The sequence below is a fragment of the Hymenobacter mellowenesis genome (assembly GCF_030581005.1).
In the GTDB taxonomy this organism is placed as follows: domain Bacteria; phylum Bacteroidota; class Bacteroidia; order Cytophagales; family Hymenobacteraceae; genus Hymenobacter; species Hymenobacter mellowenesis.
The window spans coordinates 381,356-401,139 of the sequence record NZ_JAUQSX010000003.1 but is presented as its reverse complement, the minus strand read 5'-3'; the positions used below and the strand labels follow the sequence as shown (position 1 = coordinate 401,139).

At 63.8% G+C, this 19,784-nt stretch carries 10 protein-coding genes; all 10 read right to left on the bottom strand.

What is annotated here, in order from left to right; translation table 11 throughout:
- Window positions 1-30: 30 nt before the first annotated feature.
- The 10 genes from Q5H92_RS07855 to Q5H92_RS07810 all read right to left on the bottom strand — a co-directional run bounded on the left by Q5H92_RS07855 (window position 31) and on the right by Q5H92_RS07810 (window position 19,461).
- Window positions 31-1,257, bottom strand: a complete 1,227-nt coding sequence (locus Q5H92_RS07855; RefSeq protein WP_305010956.1) for a BT3233 family polysaccharide utilization protein — start codon at window positions 1,255-1,257, stop codon at window positions 31-33.
- A 197-nt stretch (window positions 1,258-1,454) separates the two neighbouring features.
- Window positions 1,455-2,465, bottom strand: coding sequence for a family 43 glycosylhydrolase (locus Q5H92_RS07850; RefSeq protein ID WP_305010955.1), 1,011 nt, complete (start codon window positions 2,463-2,465; stop codon window positions 1,455-1,457).
- A gap of 27 nt (window positions 2,466-2,492) precedes the next feature.
- A complete protein-coding gene (gene fucP / locus Q5H92_RS07845; protein WP_305010954.1) occupies window positions 2,493-3,779 on the bottom strand; it encodes an L-fucose:H+ symporter permease in 1,287 nt (428 codons plus the stop codon).
- Between the two features lie 123 nt (window positions 3,780-3,902).
- A complete protein-coding gene (locus Q5H92_RS07840) occupies window positions 3,903-6,230 on the bottom strand; it encodes a hypothetical protein (RefSeq protein WP_305010953.1) in 2,328 nt (775 codons plus the stop codon).
- Between the two features lie 149 nt (window positions 6,231-6,379).
- Window positions 6,380-11,344 carry a DUF8693 domain-containing protein gene (locus Q5H92_RS07835; RefSeq protein ID WP_305010952.1) on the bottom strand — a complete coding sequence of 1,655 codons (4,965 nt, stop codon included), beginning with the start codon at window positions 11,342-11,344 and terminating at the stop codon, window positions 6,380-6,382.
- Window positions 11,345-11,612: 268 nt separating this feature from the next.
- Window positions 11,613-12,632, bottom strand: coding sequence for a ferritin-like domain-containing protein (locus tag Q5H92_RS07830; RefSeq protein WP_305010951.1), 1,020 nt, complete (start codon window positions 12,630-12,632; stop codon window positions 11,613-11,615).
- A gap of 45 nt (window positions 12,633-12,677) precedes the next feature.
- The gene (locus Q5H92_RS07825; RefSeq protein ID WP_305010950.1) at window positions 12,678-13,418 is read right to left on the bottom strand and encodes a ferritin-like domain-containing protein; all 741 of its coding nucleotides are present in this window, start codon (window positions 13,416-13,418) and stop codon (window positions 12,678-12,680) included.
- Between the two features lie 55 nt (window positions 13,419-13,473).
- Window positions 13,474-14,439, bottom strand: a complete 966-nt coding sequence (locus Q5H92_RS07820) for a DUF5017 domain-containing protein (protein WP_305010949.1) — start codon at window positions 14,437-14,439, stop codon at window positions 13,474-13,476.
- Window positions 14,440-14,463: 24 nt separating this feature from the next.
- A complete protein-coding gene (locus tag Q5H92_RS07815) occupies window positions 14,464-16,182 on the bottom strand; it encodes a RagB/SusD family nutrient uptake outer membrane protein (RefSeq protein WP_305010948.1) in 1,719 nt (572 codons plus the stop codon).
- A 24-nt stretch (window positions 16,183-16,206) separates the two neighbouring features.
- Entirely contained in the window at window positions 16,207-19,461 is a 3,255-nt protein-coding gene (locus tag Q5H92_RS07810) for a SusC/RagA family TonB-linked outer membrane protein (RefSeq protein WP_305010947.1), read from the bottom strand.
- Window positions 19,462-19,784: the final 323 nt, after the last annotated feature.

The following is a 19,784-nucleotide window of genomic DNA, read 5'->3' as shown; positions in this document are numbered from 1 at the left end:
GATGCGCAGTTGTAATTGCGGACATAAGAATTACTTGCTGCCGAAACGCACTTCCAGCGGTGCGGCGAGGCGTTTTGAGTAGTCGGCCAAGTACTGGTCCCAATCGGCGGCCGTGGCAAACTGCCCGCTTTTGGTCCAGCCGAAGCCAGCGTAGTACACCAGCTTGCCGGCCTGGGGCGTGGCCATCACCAGCAGATGGCTCTGCTCCTTAGCGCGGGTGCGGCGGTCTTTCCAGCTCTGCACCTGACCGGGGGCTAGCACCACGCCCGTGCCCAGGAAGGCGTCGTCCATGGGCTCCCAATAGCGGAACCAGCCTTGCCGGGGCTCGCCTTTCACCTCGCCGCGCACGCCTTTCGGCTCGGCGTGCAGGGTGATGCCAATGGTGACGTTGAGCAGCGGCTTGTCGGCCGAGATGTGCTCCTCAAAGCGCGTGAGGTTGGAACCCAAGTCGATGCTCAGCAGCTTCTTTTCCGTGATGGTGAGGCCATTGGCCTGCCAGGGCGCGTAGCGCAGCTCAAACAGGGTACGGATGGGGCCGTTGGCCAGCGTCTTGTAGCTGATGAAGTTGCGCGAAACGTAGAGCGAATCCTGGTCCCATACGCCGATACCGGCGAAGCCCCGGCTGTCGCCCACATGGTAGGGGTCGTAGCCTTCGCCGTGGTCGATGTGGTAGTAGCCCACCTCCTTCACGTTGGCGGCGTACCACTTGTCGATGATGGAGTAGGGCACGCGCTTGAGCCAGCAGTCCATGCCGCTGGTGAGGGTGCCGCCGGGCTGCTTGGCCACTACCAGCCGCTCGGCCTCAGGGCCGTAGGTGCGGAAGGCCACCCGGTCGTTTTCCCAGGTGTAGTCGTCCGTGCGCTCGGGCACGAGGCGGGCAAAGGTGGTCACCGGACTCTTGGGCTGCCGGGCCGCGCCGTTGGGGTTGCCCGAGACCGTAAACTTCAGCGTAGCGCTGGCTTTGATGTCGGTTTGCAGCAGCAGCTCGTCCACGGTGCCGTCGCCGTTGTTGTCCACGGCCTGGCTCACCAGGATGTTGCCGACGGCGTCCTTCACCAGCAGGTTCTGAGCCCCGTATTTTTTGAGGAGAGCCGCGAGGCGGGCGGCGGGCAGGCTGATTGTTTCGGCCCGGCGGTCCAGCTTCAGCGGGTTGCGCACGGTGAAGGCTAGGGAGTCAACGGCGGGCGGGGCCGCGCTGAGCAGGCTGGCGGCCAGCAATAGGCCCGCGGCGGAGGAAGTCAGGAAAGGAAGACGCATGGATGGGATGAATGTGCCGGCAAAGGACCTCCTCCCCCACCGGCCAACCTTTCTGACCTCTCCTGATTGGACCGATTTAACGCAGATTTATAGCCGGCGAGCAGTAGCGCGAACTCTGTAGTTTGCGTCCCGAAACGACAAGCGTTAAATTGGCTTTAGCGGCGCGGGACGTGAACTAAAAGGTCGCGCTATGGTCCTCAAGGCTGACTCGGAAACGTCGTTTCGCCCGTCTTCACGTTCAGGGTCCAGGGGCGCGGGGCGGGCAGGCGCAGCTGGCCGTTGCCGATTTCGAGCGGCATCCAGAGGTAGCGAGAGTCCCATTGGGTTTTGGGTTTCCAGATGTCGCCTAGGAAGATGACGGTGGTTTTCTTGCTGCCCACCACCTTCACCAGCATGGTCGATTGCGAGCCGTAGGTGTTGGTTTCGGGCGGGGCGATGTCCTTGAACTCAGTCCAGGGGCCGGCCAGAGTGGGCGCGGTGGCGTACTTGTTGGGGTTGGCCCGCCACCCCGTCAGGGCCGAGCCGATGGAGTAGTACAGGCCTTCGTAGTGCACGATGGCCCCGCCCTCCATGGGCGCGCGCACCAAGGCTACATCCTGCGACACGGTCATGTAGTCGTCGGAAAGCTTGGCGATGTGGAAGCCCTGCTTGCGGTCCTCAAACACCAGGTAGGCCGTGCCGTCATCGTCGATGAACTGCCCGATGTCGCGGCTTTCCTGGCCCAGCGGCCGGAAGCGCTTCACGTACCGGAAGGGCCCGGTGGGCTTGTCGCTCACGGCCACGCCCACTTGCGCCACTTTGTAGCCCTTATCGTCGAGGTGGAAATAGAGCACGTACTTCTTGGTCTTGGCGTTGTAAAACACCTTTGGCCGCTCCAGAATCCAGTTTTCGGAAAGCGAGTCGGGCGGCAGCATCTTCACCACGTCGCCCCGGAATTTCCAGTGCACGAGGTCGTTGGAAGAGTAGCAGCTCACGTAACGGTACTTGGGCTCCAGGCCCTGACGGCGCTGCTCGCCGTACCAGTAGTAGGTCTTTTTGAGCTTGATGATGCCGCCGCCGTGCGCCTGAATGTGGTTGCCGTCGGCATCGGGCCACAGCTCACCGGGCTTGATGAGGTTGGCCTGGGCCTGGGCCGCGTGGCTAAGCAGCCCACCGGCTGCGGCCAGCAGAAGTCCGGGCAGTGTCCGGGAGGTGGTGCGTAATGACATTGTCAGCAAGGTTGAAGGAGGATTAGTTCAGCCGTGTACCCGGTACAGCCGCGCCCCGAACAGCGCGATGAACGCGTAGCAGAAGATGGGCAGGTAGTAAGCCGCGGCGATGTCGTGGTTAGCGATTTTGCCCATCAGGTAGGGGAACACGGCCCCGCCGGCCACGGCCATCACCAGAATGGATGATGCCTGCGGCGTGTGCGGGCCCAGTTCCTTGATGCCCAGCGAGAAAATGGTGGGGAACATGATGCTGAAGAAGAAATTAATCAGCAGCAGCGCGATGAACGAGGGCCAGCCCCAGCTCTGAGCCACCAGCAGGCACATCAGCACGTTGGCCAGCGCAAAGGCGGCCAGCAGCTTGTTGGGCGCGATGTAGCGCATGAGGAAGGTGCCCACGAAGCGTCCGCTCATCATCATTATCATGAACAGCGAAAAGTAGCCGGCGGCCGTCTGGTCGGAGAAGTTCATTTTCTCGACCCCGTAGTTGATGAAGTAGGCCCAGGTGCCGCCCTGCGCGGCCACATTGAGGAACTGCGCCAGCCAGGCCCAGCGAAAGTGGCTGTGTTGCAGCAGGCCCTTGGGGTGCGCCAGCGGCGCGGCCGTGTCGGCGGTACCGGTGTAGAAGCCCGCCTCGGTTTCGGCGGGAGCTTCGGCCACGTGCGCATCCTGCAGGGCCGGCACGCGGATGAAGGCAAAGGCCACGGCAATGGCCGCAATAACGCTGCCAATGGCGATGTAGAGGGTTTTAACCGAGGTTAGGTCGCCGCTGGTGTGCGTGCCATTCAGAATAAAGTAGCTCCCGAGCAGCGGCCCAAGCACCGCGCCCAACCCGTTGAAAGACTGCGCGAAGTTCAGGCGCTGGTCGCTGGTGTCCTGGGGCCCGAGGGCAGCCATGAACGGGTGGGCCACCGCTTCCAGCGTGGCCAGCCCGCAGGCCAGCACGAACAGCGCCGCCCGGAAGAACCCGAACGAGCCGGCATTGGCCGCCGGCACGAACAGAAACGCGCCCACCGCATACAGCCCCAGCCCCAGCAGCACGCCGTTCTTGTAACCGAAGCGTTTCATGAACATCCCAGCCGGAATGCCCATCACGGCGTAGGCCCCGAAGATGGAAAACTGCACCAGCCCCGAGTCGGCCTTGCTCACGTGCAGCACGTTCTGGAAGTGCTTGTTGAGCACGTCACCCATCGTAATGGCAATGGCCCAGAGCATGAACAGCGAGGACACAAATACGAGCGTGGGGATGTACTTCCGTTCGGTAAACGGGGCCTTGGCGGAGGTGGTAAGGCTGGGGGCGGTAACCGCTGATTGCATGGTGAGAAGGGCTAGCATGAGAGCACCGCGCCCGGCGGCGGGAGCGGCCGGAACGAATGTCGGGTCCAAGGTAGCAGCTCGCTAAGGCGCCGGCCTCCTGAACTCACCTGATAACGCGGTTCCTTATTCGGCCACCAGAACCACCGTGCTGCGCGGCCCGACGGTGACACTGGCCGCCGCACCGGTCGGTTGCCCGGTCGCCACGTTCACGGCCCGCCGGAAACCGGCCGGAATGCGCAGCTCGTAGCTTTTGTCAGGGCTGGCGTTCAGGCCCACCAGGTACTTGCCGTAGTGCAGGCGGTAAAAACTGGCCCGCCCGGCGTAGCTGCTCTCCTGGCCCACTTTATAGGCCACGTCGGCCGGCACTTTGGCGATGGGCAGCCGCTCGCCGGCGTGGGCCGAATGCACGGTTTCGGGGTACTTGATGCCGCCGCCGGCAAAGCCGAAGTTGGTGTAGTCGGGGCGAGTGAAGAAATTGCCGCTGGGCTCAAACGCCTCCTCTTCGGCCACGGTGGCAATGCGGTCGTAGGTGGGCGTGACGAGGTGCACGCGCCCCAGAAAGTTCACCGCGTTGCGCGCCCGCCAGTATACCGAGGCGTAGAAATACTCGGCGCCGTGCTTCACGGCCACCACGCCGTCTTCCTCATCGGCAAACACGAAATCGGGCGCCCCGTCCGACATGGGCGTGCGGGCCTCCAAGGCCGGCAGCGCCTGCAGGGCCGCGTACTGCCCAGGTACCGGCAGCAACCCCGCCGTGACGCGGAAGCTGCCGACGCGCATCCGCTCCTGCATCACGGCAAAGAACTGGTTGTCGGCCAGTTGCTGCTGGGCGTAGCCAATAAGCTGGGTGTTGCCGGTGGCTGTTACGGTTTGCAGGGGGCCGCCGTCCCAGCTCGGGCGCTGCACGTAGGTCACGTCGCCGGGATAATGGTGGTCGCGCCAGCCCACCAAGGTTTCGGCGCGCATGGCGCGGTAGCCGGCCGAGTCCTGGGTCTGGTAGCGAAAGGGAATGCGGGCCAGGGCTATTTTATTGAGCTGGGCCCGCAGCCGCTCGTCGCCGAGCTGGCCGGGGCCGGGCTGGGTGGCTTCGTAAATCTCCGAGACCCAGTCCAGCACCTCCCCGTAGTTGCCCACAAAGCCCAACTCCTTGGTCAGGCCCTTGGCCGTGGTTTGAAAGTAGGCCTTGCCCATCAGCTGGCTGGGCTGACCCTGGGCGTTTTCGCTGCCCTGCCAGGGCTCCAGGCCCACCGATTCGTAGAGATAGTGCCGCACCATGGCTTCGGGCAGGGCCTCTGTGGGCGCGAGCAGGGCCAGGCCTTTGTTGGCGTAGTAGATACCATACAGGTCGTTAATCATCGACTGGTTGGTGTACAGCCGCCGGTGCTGACGGTGCCAGTCGCGGCAGGCGCGTAGCATTTGGGCATAGGCGGCGCGGCGCGTGCCCGCCGTGCCGGTCATGGTCTGGTCAAAGCCGGCCCGCAACGGCTCGTGCAGCAGAGCAATAACCTGTCCGCAGATGCCCAACCCAAACCATTCGGGGTTGTACGTCGCCGGGTCCGACTCCGCCAGACGGGGATTCTGCCGGTAAGCCAGGTACAAATGGTCCAGCCCGCGCTGCACCTGCGGTACCACGGCCGGGTTGTGGTAGGCCACCGACCACGACACCTCGTAAGCCTTCGCCAGCAGTTGCAACTGTACCTGGCTCAGCGGCTTTTCCGCCTCGAGCAGCCCGGTCAGTTCCTTATTCACACGCTGCTCCAGGACCGTTAGCACCTCCGGCCCGGGGCCGGGGCGCGTAGCCGGCGGGGGAGCGGCGCCCTGCTTCTCGCTGGCTGGAATCGGCAGAACCCCCCCGGTGTGAGTATAGAGGCGGTATAGGCCCCGCGTAGGCTCAGTCATGGGCTTTTGGTACGCCTCCCAAGTCGTACCGTAGGCCCAGAAGGGGCCATTGCTTTGCAGCGTGAGCCGGACGCACTTCTTGCCCTTGGTAATCTGCAGCGGCAGCGGCAGGGTGGTGTAGTAAAAGCGCCCCTGGGTAAGTGGGGCGTCGCTGCCCAGGTCCAGCAGGTCGATGTCGCCGAGGTGGCGGTAGCCCACCTGCTTGCCGTCGCAGAGCAGGACCAGGCGGTTGTGGTTCACGTCAGAGCCCCACAGGCGTAGCGTGACGTAGTTCTGGGCCACCGGGTCGACCGTCATCCGGCAGGTCAGTTTGCCGCCCTGCCAGGTGGGTGTGGCCAGGGGCAGCAGCGTGCGGGCCGGCTCGTTGAGTCCCCCTACAATCACTTGGCTGCTTTCGGCCGTGAACTGGTGTTTTTTTTCGGAAGTCGCGTCGCCAAACGTGAGTTGGTCGGTTGCTTTGGACGGTTGGGCATGGGCAAAACCCGTGGCTAGCAGAGCCATCGTGGCCACCCGAAGCAGGTCATGGCCCGCAGCATTACAAGTTATTTTCATAGGGAAAACGCGTCATTACGATAGAGACTATAAAGCTTTTGCCCGGTTGAGCCGGGACAGGCTACCCCGATGTAATCGGCTCAGCCTGCCCCAGTCCAACCGGGCAAAGTACCGCCGTGCGGGCAGGGCCGCGCGGCTTCAGCGGCCTGTTATTCCACTACCAGTCGCTTGGTAATGAGTCCCTCCGCCGTTTGCAGGCGCAGGGTGTAGATGCCTGCGGCCAGGCCCGTCAGCGGCAGCGCCCGCTCGGAGCCGGCCGCCAGCTGGTGCTGGCCCACGGCCTGGCCGAGGGCGTTCAGCAGCGTGGCCCGCAGGGGCTGGGCCGCCAGCGCGGCGGGCAGCAGCAGCGTGGCCTGGCCGTGGGCCGGGCTCGGAAACACGCTCACCTGCTGGTTCAGCTGGGCCGGGGCCGTGGCCAGCGCCCGCTGCCGGGTGAAGAGCAGCGAGAAGCGGCCCATGGCCGGGGCGCCCGCTGCCTGCGTGAAGCGGTAGGCCGCGGCCGCGCTTAGGTCGGTTTGCGCGCCGGTTTGGGCATCGCGGAGGTAGGCATAGGTGCTGGCCGGCAGGTTCAGCAGTTCAGTGGCTTGCAGCGTGTAGGTGCCGGCCTGGGTCGCCTGCACCCGCAGGTTCACCACCACATCGGTGGCCCCTAGGGCGGGCAGGGCATTGATGGCCAAGGCTTGGCCCACGGATTCGCTAGCCAATGATACCGTGCTACCGGCGGGCAGCTTGTGGGCATCCAGCGCCGCATCGAGGCCCGTGGTGGCCGGGGCGGCGAAGTACACCACGGCCTCATCGGCCGGGCCGCTGCCGGCGCTCAGCTTCAGGCGCACCAGCGGGTGGGTGGTCGTGGCATTGCGGTTGAACACCGGGCTGGCGTAACCGGTGAGGCGGGCGGCGTTAGTGAAATTGACCGCCCCCGCAGTGCCGGCCGTGCTGGTGCGCACAAAGAAGCCCTGGCCCAGCGCCAGCTGGTTGGTGCCGCCGTTAGTACCGATGCCCCCAGCGTAGGTAGAGTACGTGCCCGCATACTGGCCCGAGGAATGGAACACGTAAACGGCCGCATCCACGCCGCTCAACGTCACTTGGTCCCAGTCAAGCGGGGCCGGGTACGGGTTGCCCAGTAGGTGCCAGCCAGCATCGGCGGCGGGGCCACGGGTCAGGTTGCCCACGCTGACGGGGCCGTTGTTGAGCGCGCCCACAAAATCCACGGTCTGGCTGGCCGGAATGTTCACCGTGTAGCCCTGGCCGGGCACCAGCGCATCCGTTAGGGCGGCGGGCGAGAGCCAGCCCTGGTCGAAGCTGGGGGCGGCCGGGGTCAAGCGCGCTTCGTCGTAGTCGAAGATGGTTGGGAAAGGGTTCACGGCGCTGCCTTGAGTGTTGAAGGCGGCGTTCATCACCGGCGTAAATCCGCTGGTGGTCAGGTCGGCCACGGTGGTAGCCTGCACCGGCGCGCTGTAGTGGCGGTAGCCGGAGCCGCTGTTGGCGGCCGGGTCGATGTAGCGCTGCACGGCCACGTTGCCCGTTACGGCGGCGGTGCCGTTATTCACCACCATGGCCGTGCCGGCCGCGTTGGAGAGCATCGTCAGGTTGTTGTTGGCGGTCAGGTTGCCATCCAGCACCAGCATCCGGGCCACCTGCACTGGGCCGGTGAGAATGGCCGAAGCCGCGCCCACCGTCAGGTTCTGGAAGGTGGAGGCGCTGCTGCCGCCCAGCGTCTGGGGGCTGCTGCCCGCCAGGGCCACGGTGCCCGCACCCGCAAAGGCGCCGCCGTTGTTGAGTAGGTTGCCGCTCAACGTCAGGGTAGCCGCAGCCGGCAGGGTCAGCACGGCGCTCGTGCTCAGGGTGAGGCTGCGCACAGCCTGGCTGGCGCTGAGGGTGGGCGCGTTGGGCGCAGTTCCGCTGATAATCACATTGTCAGCGGCGGTGGGTACGGCGTTGGTGCTCCAGTTGCCGGGGGTAGTCCAGGCGGTGCTGCTGGCGCCCATCCACTGGGCGGGGGCAATGCTTAGGGTCACGTCGTTGCCGGTGCCGCCCACGTAGCTCAGCGTGAACGTGGTAGTGCCTACCGTCACGGGGCTGCCCTCGGGCAGGTTCAGGAAAGTACCTGCCACGGGTGCCGTGCCGGTGTTGTCCACGATGATGAATTGCGTACCGGCCCCGGCGCCCACACCGGTGCTTAGGGTGGTCAGCGTGAGCCGAGTGCCGGTCAGGCTCAGGCTGCCCGCCACCAGCCTGTCGGCCGTGTTCAGCGTGTTGTCGATTTCCACTGCCAGCGTAGCGTCGGCCAGCAGACGCACCGCGCCCGTGGCCGTGAGCGTGCCGATGCCGCCGCTGCCGGGGGCCAGCGTAGCGCCGGACCCCGCGCCGGTGCCCACCGTGAGGGCCGCCGCGCAGGTGCCGGTACCGGCCACCGTGCCGGCCTGCGCCACCACCGGGCTCACCACCGAGCCATTCACTTCCAGCGTACCGCCGAATACGGTAGTGCCGCCCAGGTACTCGTTGGCTCCTTGCAGCACCAGCTTGCCGTTGCGCACGCGCACGGCGCTGCTGTTGCTGCCCGTGAGGCCGTTGCGGATAATTCCCGACACAAACTGCGTGCCCGTGCCCACCTTTTCGAGGTGTAGCAGGCCCTGGTCTGAAGTCAGACCGAGCGGGCCCGCGCCCAGCGTGCCGGCGTAACTGCCGTCCTGGTTATCGGCACCCACCACCAGCGTGGCAGTGCTAGCCGTGAGGCTGTTGCGGGCAAATATAAAGGCATCATCGGTGCCATCCAGCGCCCCAACGGTTTGGGTGCTGGCCTGGGTGCCGCTGCCGGCAAACACCACGGCGGACTGCCCTTCAGCCCCCAGGCTGAGGCGCTGAGCGGGCAACAGCACATTGTTGGCCGCGGTGGTGCTGTTGGTGGTGTTGTGCAGTTCGATGGTGCCGGCCAGCAAACTCAGCGTCCCGCTGAAATTGCTCCAGTCCATGGCGGCCTGAATGCGCAGGCCCGCGTACGCGGTGCCGCCCATCAGCGGAGTCGTAATGTTCAACCCCTGCGTGCCGGCAAAGCGTAGTGGTACCCGGGCATTGTTGGCCACCAGCCCCATGAAGAGCTTGCGCGTGCCGCTGTTAATCATCGTGAGCGTGGGCGTACCCGAGGGCACGGCAAACGTGAGTCGGCCGCTGTTGAGGCCGCTGGCCAGCACCAGCTCCGAGGTGCCGTTGGCCGCGTACACCAGGTTGCCGATGGTGATGTTGCCGTCGAGCGACACACCTGGCACGTTGGCAAACGAGGTGGCGCCGAACGTGGCCGTCGCGTTCGGCCCGCCGGGCAGCGTGCCTCCGCTCCAGTTGCTGGTTACCGACCACTTTTGCAGGCGCTGGCCCACGCCGTTGGTGATGGTGCTGGTGGCCATGATGGCGGTGCCGCCCGGCTGCAAAGCCAGCTGAAACGTGCTGCCGCCGTTGCTGATGGCCACTACCGAATAGATGGTGCCGGCCGTGAAGCCGCCCGGTACCGGCGCGTTCAGCTTCAGGTGCTCGCCCACTGCGAAGGTCTGGCTCGCCCAAGTCAGGTTAGGACTGCCGCTGGTCGAGTTGATGGCCGAAGTCAGGGTGCCGGTCGTGTTGCTCCAAGTGCCATCAGTGGTGCCGGGCACCTGGTTCACGGTAATGGACTGCGACACCACGGCGGCCGGATTGTAGGTGGCATCGCCCATTTGCTGGGCATACACGGTGGTGGTGCCCGGCCGCAACACGTGCAGCTGGCCGGTGCTCGTGACCGAGGCAATGGTGGGGTCGAGCACCGAATACGTCACGGGCAGGCCCGAGCTGGCCGTGGCGCCGGGGCTGAAATCGGGCGCGCCGTAGGCCTGCGCGGCAATGGCCGGGAAGCTGATGGTCTGGTTGCTGGGCCGTGCCGGCTCGTCGAGCGAGTAGGCCAGGGTGCCGTAGCCGAGCTGGTCGTAACCGCCGCTGTTGGGGTCGTAGTTGCCGCCGCCGCCCTCGGGCCGCATGCGCTGCGCGTACAGGGCGGTGTAGGGCGCGCTCAGGCCCTTGATGTTGACGTAATGGTTGTACACCAGTTCCCACACCGGGCGCACGTTGCCGCGCTGGTCCGTCGATACCACGCTCTGAATGATGCCGTTGCAGGTGCGGTACGTGGTGAAGGGCACGTCGTAGCCCAAGTTGTACTTGGCAATGTATTCGAAGCCTTTGAGCAGCGCGTTGTTGCCGTAGGCAAATAGGTCGTCGCCCTGGTTGTAGGCCATCTGGGCCAGCGAGCCAGCCAGCGCCACGCCCAGCAGGCTGTGCCCTTGGTCGCGGCCGCTTTCCTGCCACTGCGCCAGGTTGCCGTAGTAGTAGGGCATCACTTGGTTGAAGGCGCCGCTGCCCCCGCCAAACTTGTAGTAGTTCAGGGCCTCATTGTAGATGGCGCGGTCGTCGCACAACACCCCGATGGCCAGCATGGAGGCCGTGTTGCACAGGTCCCAGTTGGCCCAATATGCCGTGATGCAGTTGCCGTTGTGGTTTACCAGAAAGTCGTGGTTCATCGGGTAGAACACGTTGCGCATCAGGTTCTGAAACCGCAGGAAGTCGGCCGGGGCCCAGCCGCTGTAGCCGCGCATGATTTCGGCCGCGTTGGCAAACTCGTAGCCGTAGATGCCCGCCGCCAGGTACTTGTCGCTGGTGCCGCTGATGGTGGTCAGGTTCTGCGACCAGGCATTCAGGATGGCAACCGACTTGTTGGCGTAGCTCACGTCGCCGGTCACCTTCCAGCGCAGGGCCGTGGCGTAGGCCGCAGCAATGTCGCGAAACAGCGAGGCGTAGTTTTCCGGATTGGTGCCGTCGAAGCCGCGGTACACGGTGCTGGGCACGGGGTTGGTGAAGTTGCGCGTCAGCGACGAGAGCGAGTTGCTGCTCAGCCGGCCGAAGCCCGCCGTCCAGGGCTGGGACCCGGCGGCCACCTTGGTTTGCATGCGGGTAAAATCGGCCGAGGTGTGCAGCAGCCCGGGGTGCGTGAAGGCCTGGCCGTGGGCCGTCAGGCCAGTGGCCAGCACCAGTAGCAGCCCCAGAAAAGCCGAAGCGGCGGCTGACCGGAAGGTAAAAAAGCGGAAACGTGCTTCCATTGAAAAGAGCGGGAATAGTGGGAATTTGAATAAGTCGATGTGGGCAACCCACGCAGCCCAGTTGGCCGCGTGGTTGCTTCTTCAAACTTCGTTTCCCGCTCCCCCCCGTCCCTCCTGAACCATCCTGATGGCAAAGGATTTATCGTCCGGGCCGTTTTTTTGGGTTAAGACAGTATCTCTACAAAACCAAAATCCCCCGGCGGGTGGCCGGGGGATTTTGGCTTGTGGAACGGTCTCGTTCCTCAACGAGCCGCAAAACAGTGCGTCTCTACGCGAACAAGGTACTACTGGCCACCGTGAAGGTGCGGGCAATGGCGTTTACCGAAGGCACGTCCAGCGGCTCATCAAATGCCTCCGAAAAAGCCAGCAGCGGAATGCCGGCCACCGTGGTGGTCGTACGCAAGTCCAGGCCGCCCTGTATAAAATTGTCCTCGGCCGGGAAGGTAATGCCGGTGGGCGTGCCGGCCGGCAGCGTGCCCGCGTTGTAGATGGCGGCCGTTTGGGCGGGCTGGGCGCCGCCGTTGTCCTTGCCCGACACCCAGCTTTTAGGCGAGGCGGTGCGCTCGGCTTCCAGGCCCGTCACGGTGGCGGGGGCCACGGTGGCGGCCGTGTTGTTGGTGGCTCCGGCACGGCGCATAGTGCGCAGGCGCGAGGCGTGCCGGGCCTCCACCGAGTGGATGTTGAGGGCGGCTTCGAGCACGGTTTTGTTGCCCATCAGGTAGGGCGCGCCGCCTTTGTAGGCCCGCACGCCCGTGTCTTCGAGCGACTGCGCCACGGCCAGAAACGTGGCCGCGCTGGTAAACACCGTCGCAAACGGCCCGCCCGCGCTGCCGCGCCCGCCCGTGAAATCGAACTGCGTGAGGGCCGGCACCGGAATGGCTGTGGCGCCTAGCGCCGCGAGCGTATCGCGCAGAAACTGGACGTGGTTGTTTTCATCGGCCCGCATCCGTAGCAGCGAGCTCAGGTTGTTGGCGCTGAAACCGTTGCGCAGGGTGTTTTGAGCCGTGGTGAGCGGGTCGGTGCCGTTGCCCAGGCCCAGGTTGTAGAAGTTGGCTTCGAGGTGCTCCAGCTTGAGGGCAAAGTTCAGCACGTCGGCTACGCTGGGGGCAGCGCTGGTTTGGGCGTAAGCTTTGTTGAGCACGGCCCCGAGGGCCAGGGGCACGGCGGCGGCCGTCAGCTTCTGGCCCAGGCCGCCCATGTGCCGGAATATGCTACGCCGTGAGTCGAGGCGGTCGTACACCTCGGGGTCAATTTTTTCAATCTCGGTGATAATCTGGAAGATATTCATGGTAATGGCGAAGGAAATGAGAAGAAAAGAAGGCAGCCCAGCGGCCTATTTCAGGCCAGACACGTCCAGCTTCGAATTGTCCTTCAGATAGTTATTTACCATGCTCACTATTTCGGCCGGCTCACGGGATATTTCCAGCGCCGTGGTATTGATGCGCGCCACGTCGGCCCCGATGAAGGTGGCTTCCGTGATGAAGTCGCGAATGAGCGCCGCGTGCCGGGCTTCCACCGATACGATTTTGCCAGCCAGCACCAGGTACTTGGGGTCGGTGATGTACTTGGCCGCGCCGTTGTAGGCGGCCACGCCCAAGTCTTCAAACACGCGGGCCGCGTTGAGCACGCTGGCGCGGGTGGTGAAATCTATGTAGCCCGCGTTGGTAGTGAAATCGACTTCGAGGGCCGGGATGATGCTGCCAGCCGCCGCAGCCGTGATGGCCGCCTTGAGGAAGTCGCGGTGAATGACTTCGTGGTAATACAGGTCGTCGAGGGCCAGGCGCTCGGCGCTGGTGGCGGCCAGGCTGGTGTAGTAGCTCCCGCCGCGCACGGCGGCGTAGAAAGCGGCTTCGAGCTGCTCCAGGGCGTAGGCATAGTTCAGCACGCCAATGTCGCCCGAACCCACGTTGACCGGCGCGGTGGCAGGTTCGCTGTCGTCCTTCGAGCAGCCGGCCAGCACCAGGGCCGTTGCCCCGGCGGTAGCCCCCGCGTACTTAAAAAAAGACCGCCGCTGCATAGGCGTGTGAAGCGACTGGCTGGGTTCAGCCTCGGCAATTTGTACGGATTGAGCCATTGAGAATGCGGGTGGGAAATGGAGTAGATGGATTGGGTGAGGTGCCCTGCGAATGCTAAGGCGTGACGGTAATCATCACCTCGCGCACCAGTTCCTTTTGGCTGTTGATATCGCCGCTCTGGCCGTAGAACACGGCTTTGTAGGTGCCGGGCGTGTTGTATTTGTAGGAATACACGGGGGGCAGCGGGTCAATCAGGCCCTGGGCCTTCACTTTGATGCCGCCGGCTGCGTCGGAGTTCACCTTGGTAAAATCGAATCCTTTCGAGATGGCCCAGTCGTCGTCGGCGGGAGCGGTGGTGGCGGGGGCGGTGTGCGTCAGGGTGGCGGCGCTCACCCAGGTGTTGGGCAGGCCCTTGAAGTTGAAGATGGAGAAGCCGCTCTCGGTGTTGGTGTTGGCGTTGGTGTATACCACGCTGTTGGGGAAGCGCGTCCGCACCTGAAAGGTGCTGATGGTCCAGGCGCGCTGAATGCTGGTAGCCAGCGGGGCCACGCTCACATAGCGGAAGGCGATGTAGGTAAGTTTGCCCGCCACCTTAAAATCGTTGAGGTTCACCACGCCCGACGAGAGGTTGTTGGCCGTGGCGCTGAGCGTGAAGCGGCTGGTGATGTCCGTCCAAGTGGCTTTGCGCACGCTGACGGAGTCGTAGCCGCCGCCGGTGGTCGTCTGGCCGTCGAAGTCGGTGGATACCAGCACGCGCAGGTTCTGGGTGCCTACTACGGTGGGGGCCGGCACCGGCGCCGGCGTGGGCACAGTGGCGGCAGCTACGGTGCTCAGAAACTGCATTTCGGGCACGCCGTCAGACTGGCTGTAGTTATTGCGCAGGTCGAAGTTGCGGCCCGCTTCGCCGGAGTAGAACAGCAGGTTGTCGACCTTGCCGGTCAGGTTGAAGTTGACGGTGGTGCCCACTTTCACAGTGGTTTGGTCGGCCGTCACGGTAAAGTCGGGGGCTGGGTTGCTGTATTTCTCGCAGCCCGCCAGCAGGGGGCCGGCCAGCAGGAGCGCGGCGAATAGCTTTTTCATAAGGAGCAGTGCGTCGGGTGGGAGTTAGTAGCCAGGGTTCTGCTTCGCGAGCTTGTTGTTGATGATTTCGACAATCGGAATGGGCAACAGAATGTCGTTGGCGTCCACGTTGGGCCGGTAGAAGGTGTAGTTGGCTGGGGCGTCGGTGGTAGGCGGCACGCGCTGCAAGCCGTTAGGCAGCGTTTCGGGGCTGCCGCTGAGGGCGATGTTGGCGGTTTCAATTACGCGGGGCACCAGGATGCCCCAGCGCTTCAAATCCTGGCGACGCAGGGCCTCAAAGGCCAACTCGCGCATGCGCTCGTCGCGGATGGCCTGCCGCAAACCGGCCTGCGACAAGCCGGTCAGGTTCACGGCCGTGGCGGCGGGCGGGGCCGGCACCGGGGCGGGGCTCAGCAGCAGGCCGTAGCCGCGGCGGCGCACCTGATTGATGGCATCGAAGGCGGTGGCGGTGGGGCCGTTCACTTCGTTTTCGGCCTCGGCCAGCATCAGCAGCACGTCGGAGTAGCGCAGAATGGGCCAGTTGCGGCCGTTATCAGTAGCGTTTTTGGGCAGCACCACTTCGTATTGGCGGCGCCACTTGCCGCAGTCGCGGTGCCAGATGCGGTTGGAAGCCGTCCAGGGCACTTCCGTGGGGATGGTGGCCGTGGTCACGGTACCGGTGGTGGTGTAGCTGAAGGGCGCCAGGGTCCAGTCGCGACGCAGGTCCGGCGATACATCCGTGAGCGGGGTGATGGGAGTGGTGGTGCTGTAGGTCACCGTCGATTCGTAGCTCTTGTAGAGAATGCCGGTACCCTGCTCCAGACGGTTCGACTGGCCCACGGCGTTGTTGGAGTTCTGAATGCCGATGTTGGTCTGGGCCTGCTCGCGTAGCGTGCCAATGCTGGGGTTGTAGGTGAAGCCAGCCTCCCACATGCTTTCGCGGTAGGTGAGGTCGTAGGCATCGGCCGACATGTTGATGAACACCTGCTTAAAGTCCGGGTGCAACTGGTGCAGGCCCGAGTCGCGCACCTTCTTGGCCCAGGTCAGGGCCTCGGCGTAGCGCTTGGTGTCGTTGATGGGCGCGCCGGCGGCGTAGAGGCACACGCGGGCCAGAATGCCCTCCACCACGGTGTTGGTTATCCGCTCGTTGTATGGGAAGGCGGTGGGCAGCTGGTCGCGCAGCAGGCCGTCGGCGGCCGTCATTTCCGCGATAGCGAAGTCGTACACGTCCTTGGCCGGCGTGAAGGCAATCTGCCCGTCGGCGGCCTGAGTGGTGGGCGTGGTTTTCAGCGGCACGTCGCCCCACCACTGCGCCAGGATGAAGTAGTAGTAGGCCCGCAGAAACCGTGCCTCGCCCTCGATGTGGCGCATGCTGGCCTCCGACACGCCCTTGGCGCGGTTCATGTTGGCCAGCAGCAAGTTGGCCCGGTCAATGCCGGTGTAGAGCTGAGCCCACAGGTTGGCCACGTTGGCGTCGGAGTTGACGGGGTTGTAGGAGTAGATGTTGCTGCCCGACGAGCTGGTGTAGGTCGATTCGTCGGTGTTGTTGGCGTACACCAGCGGGTAGATGCTGGCGTAGAAGGGGTTGCGGCCCAGCTCGTCGTACACGCCGTTGAGGGCCGCGTTCAGCTGGGTTTCGTTGGTGAAGTAAAGCGAAGGGTCGACGAAATTGGTGGGCTTGGTGTCCAGAATCTCGCACGACGAGGCGCTGAACAGCGCGGCGACCAGCACGGCCAAAGCCAGGGGGCGGCGGAGTGACTTCATGAGTAAAAACGAATCGGGTGGGATTTACAGGGTAATGTTCAGGCCGGCCGTGAGCACCAGCGCCCGCGGATAGGGCGAGAAGTCGTAGCCGTTTTGCAGGCCGAAGCCCTTGGTCGACACTTCCGGGTCGTAAAACGAGTAGTTGGTCCAGGTTTTCAGGTTCTGGGCCGAGGCGTACACCCGCACGCCCTGCAAGCCCACGCGTTTGGCGTAGAGCGCCGGCACGTTGTAGCCCAGCTGAATGGTTTTCAGGCGAATGAACGAGCCGTCTTCCACCGTGCGGCTCGAGAACACGCGGGTGCCGTTCACGTTGCCGGCCACGCCGGCTACCACCGCGCGCGGAATCTCGTTGCTTGGGTTGGTGGGCGTCCAGCGGTCGGCGTAGGTAGCCAGGTAGTTCACCTGCAGGTTGGGCGGGCTGCCGCCTTCCAGGTACACGCGGTTGGCGTTAAAGATGTCGTTGCCGTACGACCACTGGAAGAACACGTTCAGGTCGAAGCCCTTCCAGGTGAAGTTGTTCGAGAAGCCGCCGGTGTGCGTCGGGTTGGGGTCGCCGATGATGGTGCGGTCGTTTTCGTCAATCACGTTGTCGCCGTTCAGGTCCCGGTACTTGATGTCGCCGGGGCGCGTGCCGTTCAGGCGGCCGGCCACCGCGCCGGTCACGGTGCCCAGCGAGGGCCGGTCGTCCTTCAGCACGTAGGTGCCGTTGGCCAACTGGTCGAAGTCCGTGAACTGGTAAATACCGTCAAACACATAGCCGTAGAACATCGAAATGGGCCGGCCCACCTGCGCCAGGTACAGCGACTGGTTGTTCGAAAACGCCCCGCCCGAGCCAGTCAGGGTCACAATGTTGTCCTGACCGGTGTTCAGCGACACCAGCTGGTTGCGGTTGAAGGAAATGTTGAAATTGGTATTCCAGGTGAAGTTGCTGTTGCTCACGTTCACCGTGTTCAGCGTGAACTCGACGCCCCGGTTCTGGGTAGCGCCCACGTTGATGACGCTGCTTCCGAAGCCCGTGCTAGTAGGCAGGGCCGAGCTGAGCAGCAGGTCGGTGGTTTTCTTCTGGTACACGTCCACTTCCAGCGCAATCCGGTCTTTCAGGAAGCCCAGCTCCAGACCGCCGTCGAAGGACGTGGTGGTTTCCCACTTCAAATCGGGGTTGCCGAGCGAGGTTTCGGCGAAGCCCTGGCCCAGCGTGGTGCCGAAGGGATAGCCCAGGTTCACGTCGGTGGTGATGGTGGAGAGGTAGGCGAAGTCGCTCACCCGGTTGTTTCCCACCGAGCCGAAGCTGGCCCGCACCTTGGCGTTCGAAATCACCGGCAGGGCCTTCATGAAGTTTTCGTCGCCCAGGCGCCAGGCCACCGCCGCCGAGGGAAAGTAGCCGTAGCGATTGGCCGGGGCAAACTTCGAGGAGCCATCGACCCGAAACGAACCCGTGAAAATGTACTTATTAAACAGCGTGTAGTTGATGCGGCTGGTGTACGATTGCAGCGTGAACCGCGAGGTGGCCGAAGTCGAGCTCGACAGCGTGCCTTCGTCCAGGCCGCTCACGCCCAACGCCTCGTTCGGCACGCGATTGGCCGTGAAGCCGAACGACTGCGAATTGTTGAACTGCATGGAGTACACGCCCAGCAGATTCAGCTTGTGGTTTTGGTTGAACTCCTTGTTGTAGGTCAGCGCGTACTCGTTGTTGTAGTCGTTGGCCTGGGTGTAGAAGAGGCTGCCGTTCACGCCGTTGGTGCCCTGGGAGGTGAGCGAGCTGCCGCTGCGGGTAAGCGAGTTGTTGAAGATTTCCCGGCGGCCGCGGTTCAGGTTCGTGCCCCCCGTCACGCGCAGCGACAGGTCTTTGGTGAAGTCGTAGTTGAGGTAGAGGTTGGCCGTGAGGTTGCCGTTGTAGTTGTCGTTGATTTCGTTCTGAGCCGAATACAGCGGGTTCACGCGGTTGTCCAGCGCCGCCAGGTCGGGGTCGGTGAAGCTGGCCAGCAGGGCCGCGTCGTCGCCGCTCGACGACACCGGCTTCTGCGTCAGCACCGCGTACACGAGGTTGAAATACTCGCTGTTGCCCGAGTTGAAGCCCGTCTGGTTACGCGGAATGGTGCCGTACTGCTTGGTGTCGGCGTAGTTTACGTTCAGGCCCACTTTCAGCTTGGTGCCCACCTGCTGGTCCAGGGTGAGGCGGCCCTGGTAGCGCCGGAAGCCGCTGGCCGTAATCACGCCCTTCTGGTCGGTCAGCGAGCCCGAGAAGGAGTACTTCGTCGCGTCGGTGCCGCCGCGCAGCGAGAGCGTGTGGTTCTGAAACAGCGCGGTCTTGAACAGCTCGTTCTGGTAGTCCACGCCCTTCACGTTGCGGTAGCTTTCCAGCGTGCGCCCGTCGGTGAAGTAGGGCGCGGCCAGGGCCGGGTTCAGGTCGTTTTGCAGGCGCACGTACTCGTAGGGGCTCAGCACCTCCATGCGCTTAATGACCTTGTTGATGCCCACGTAGCCGTCGTACGAAATCTGGGGCGGGCCTTTCTTGCCGCGCTTGGTGGTGATGATGACCACGCCGTTGGCTCCGCGTGAGCCGTAAATGGCCGTGGCCGAAGCATCTTTCAGCACGTCGATGCTCTCGATATCGGCCGGGTTGATGGAGTTGTTGTTGGGGTTTTCAATGGGGAAACCGTCGATGACGTAGAGCGGCGCGTTGCTGTTGTTCACCGAGTTGTTGCCGCGAATCACGATGTTCACCGCGTCACCGGGCTGCCCGTCGGTCGAAGTCACCTGCACGCCCGCCACACGGCCGGCCAGGGCCTGCTCAAACGAGGTAACCGGAGCCTTTTGCAGCTCCGCCACGTTCACGCTGCCAATGGAGCCGGTCAGGTCGCGGCGACGCACTTCGCCGTAGCCCACGCCTACCACTTCGGCCTCGTCCAGCATCTGGGTGCCGGGCTGCAGCACCACGCTCAATGAGGTCTGGCCGTTCACCGAAATCTCGCGGGTGGTGTAGCCAATAAAGCTGATAACCAGCGTCGCATCCGGCTTCACGCCCGCAATGGAAAAGGTGCCATCCACGCCGGTGGTGGCGCCCTGCGTGGTGCCCTTCACCTGGATGCTCACACCCGGCAGCGCCTCTTTGGCGTCCGATATTTTGCCGGTTACCGTGGTGGTTTGGGCCCAGGCGCCAACGGCCAGCAGTTGCAGCAGCAACACCAGCAGCAAGCGCCACGCGGCGGGCCGCGCCGGGCCAGTGTTTCGGCCGCGCACCCGCGCGCCGCTAGTTGACAAGGTAATTTTTTCGTTCATAACGCAAATGCAGGGTGGGTTGATTTTGCCAGAATGGGTAGGGTGGGTTCAGATGCTGCGGAAAGCCGGCAATGCATCAATTTTTATCAAAATTATTCTCACCCCTCCCCCAGGCCCTCCTGAACCCTCCTGACGGAATTTTCTTTTTTCATACTAGACACAAATTATTGAAAATCAATATTTTACTTATAAATAAAATGGCCAATTACTTCCGATTTTTCTCGGAAATAATCGGCCTTCCCCAATCAAAAGCGCCTTAAACGCGGGCGTTGCCAACATCCCTTTTCAAAGTGCGGGCGGGTACAGCGTTGGGGTGGGGCTGG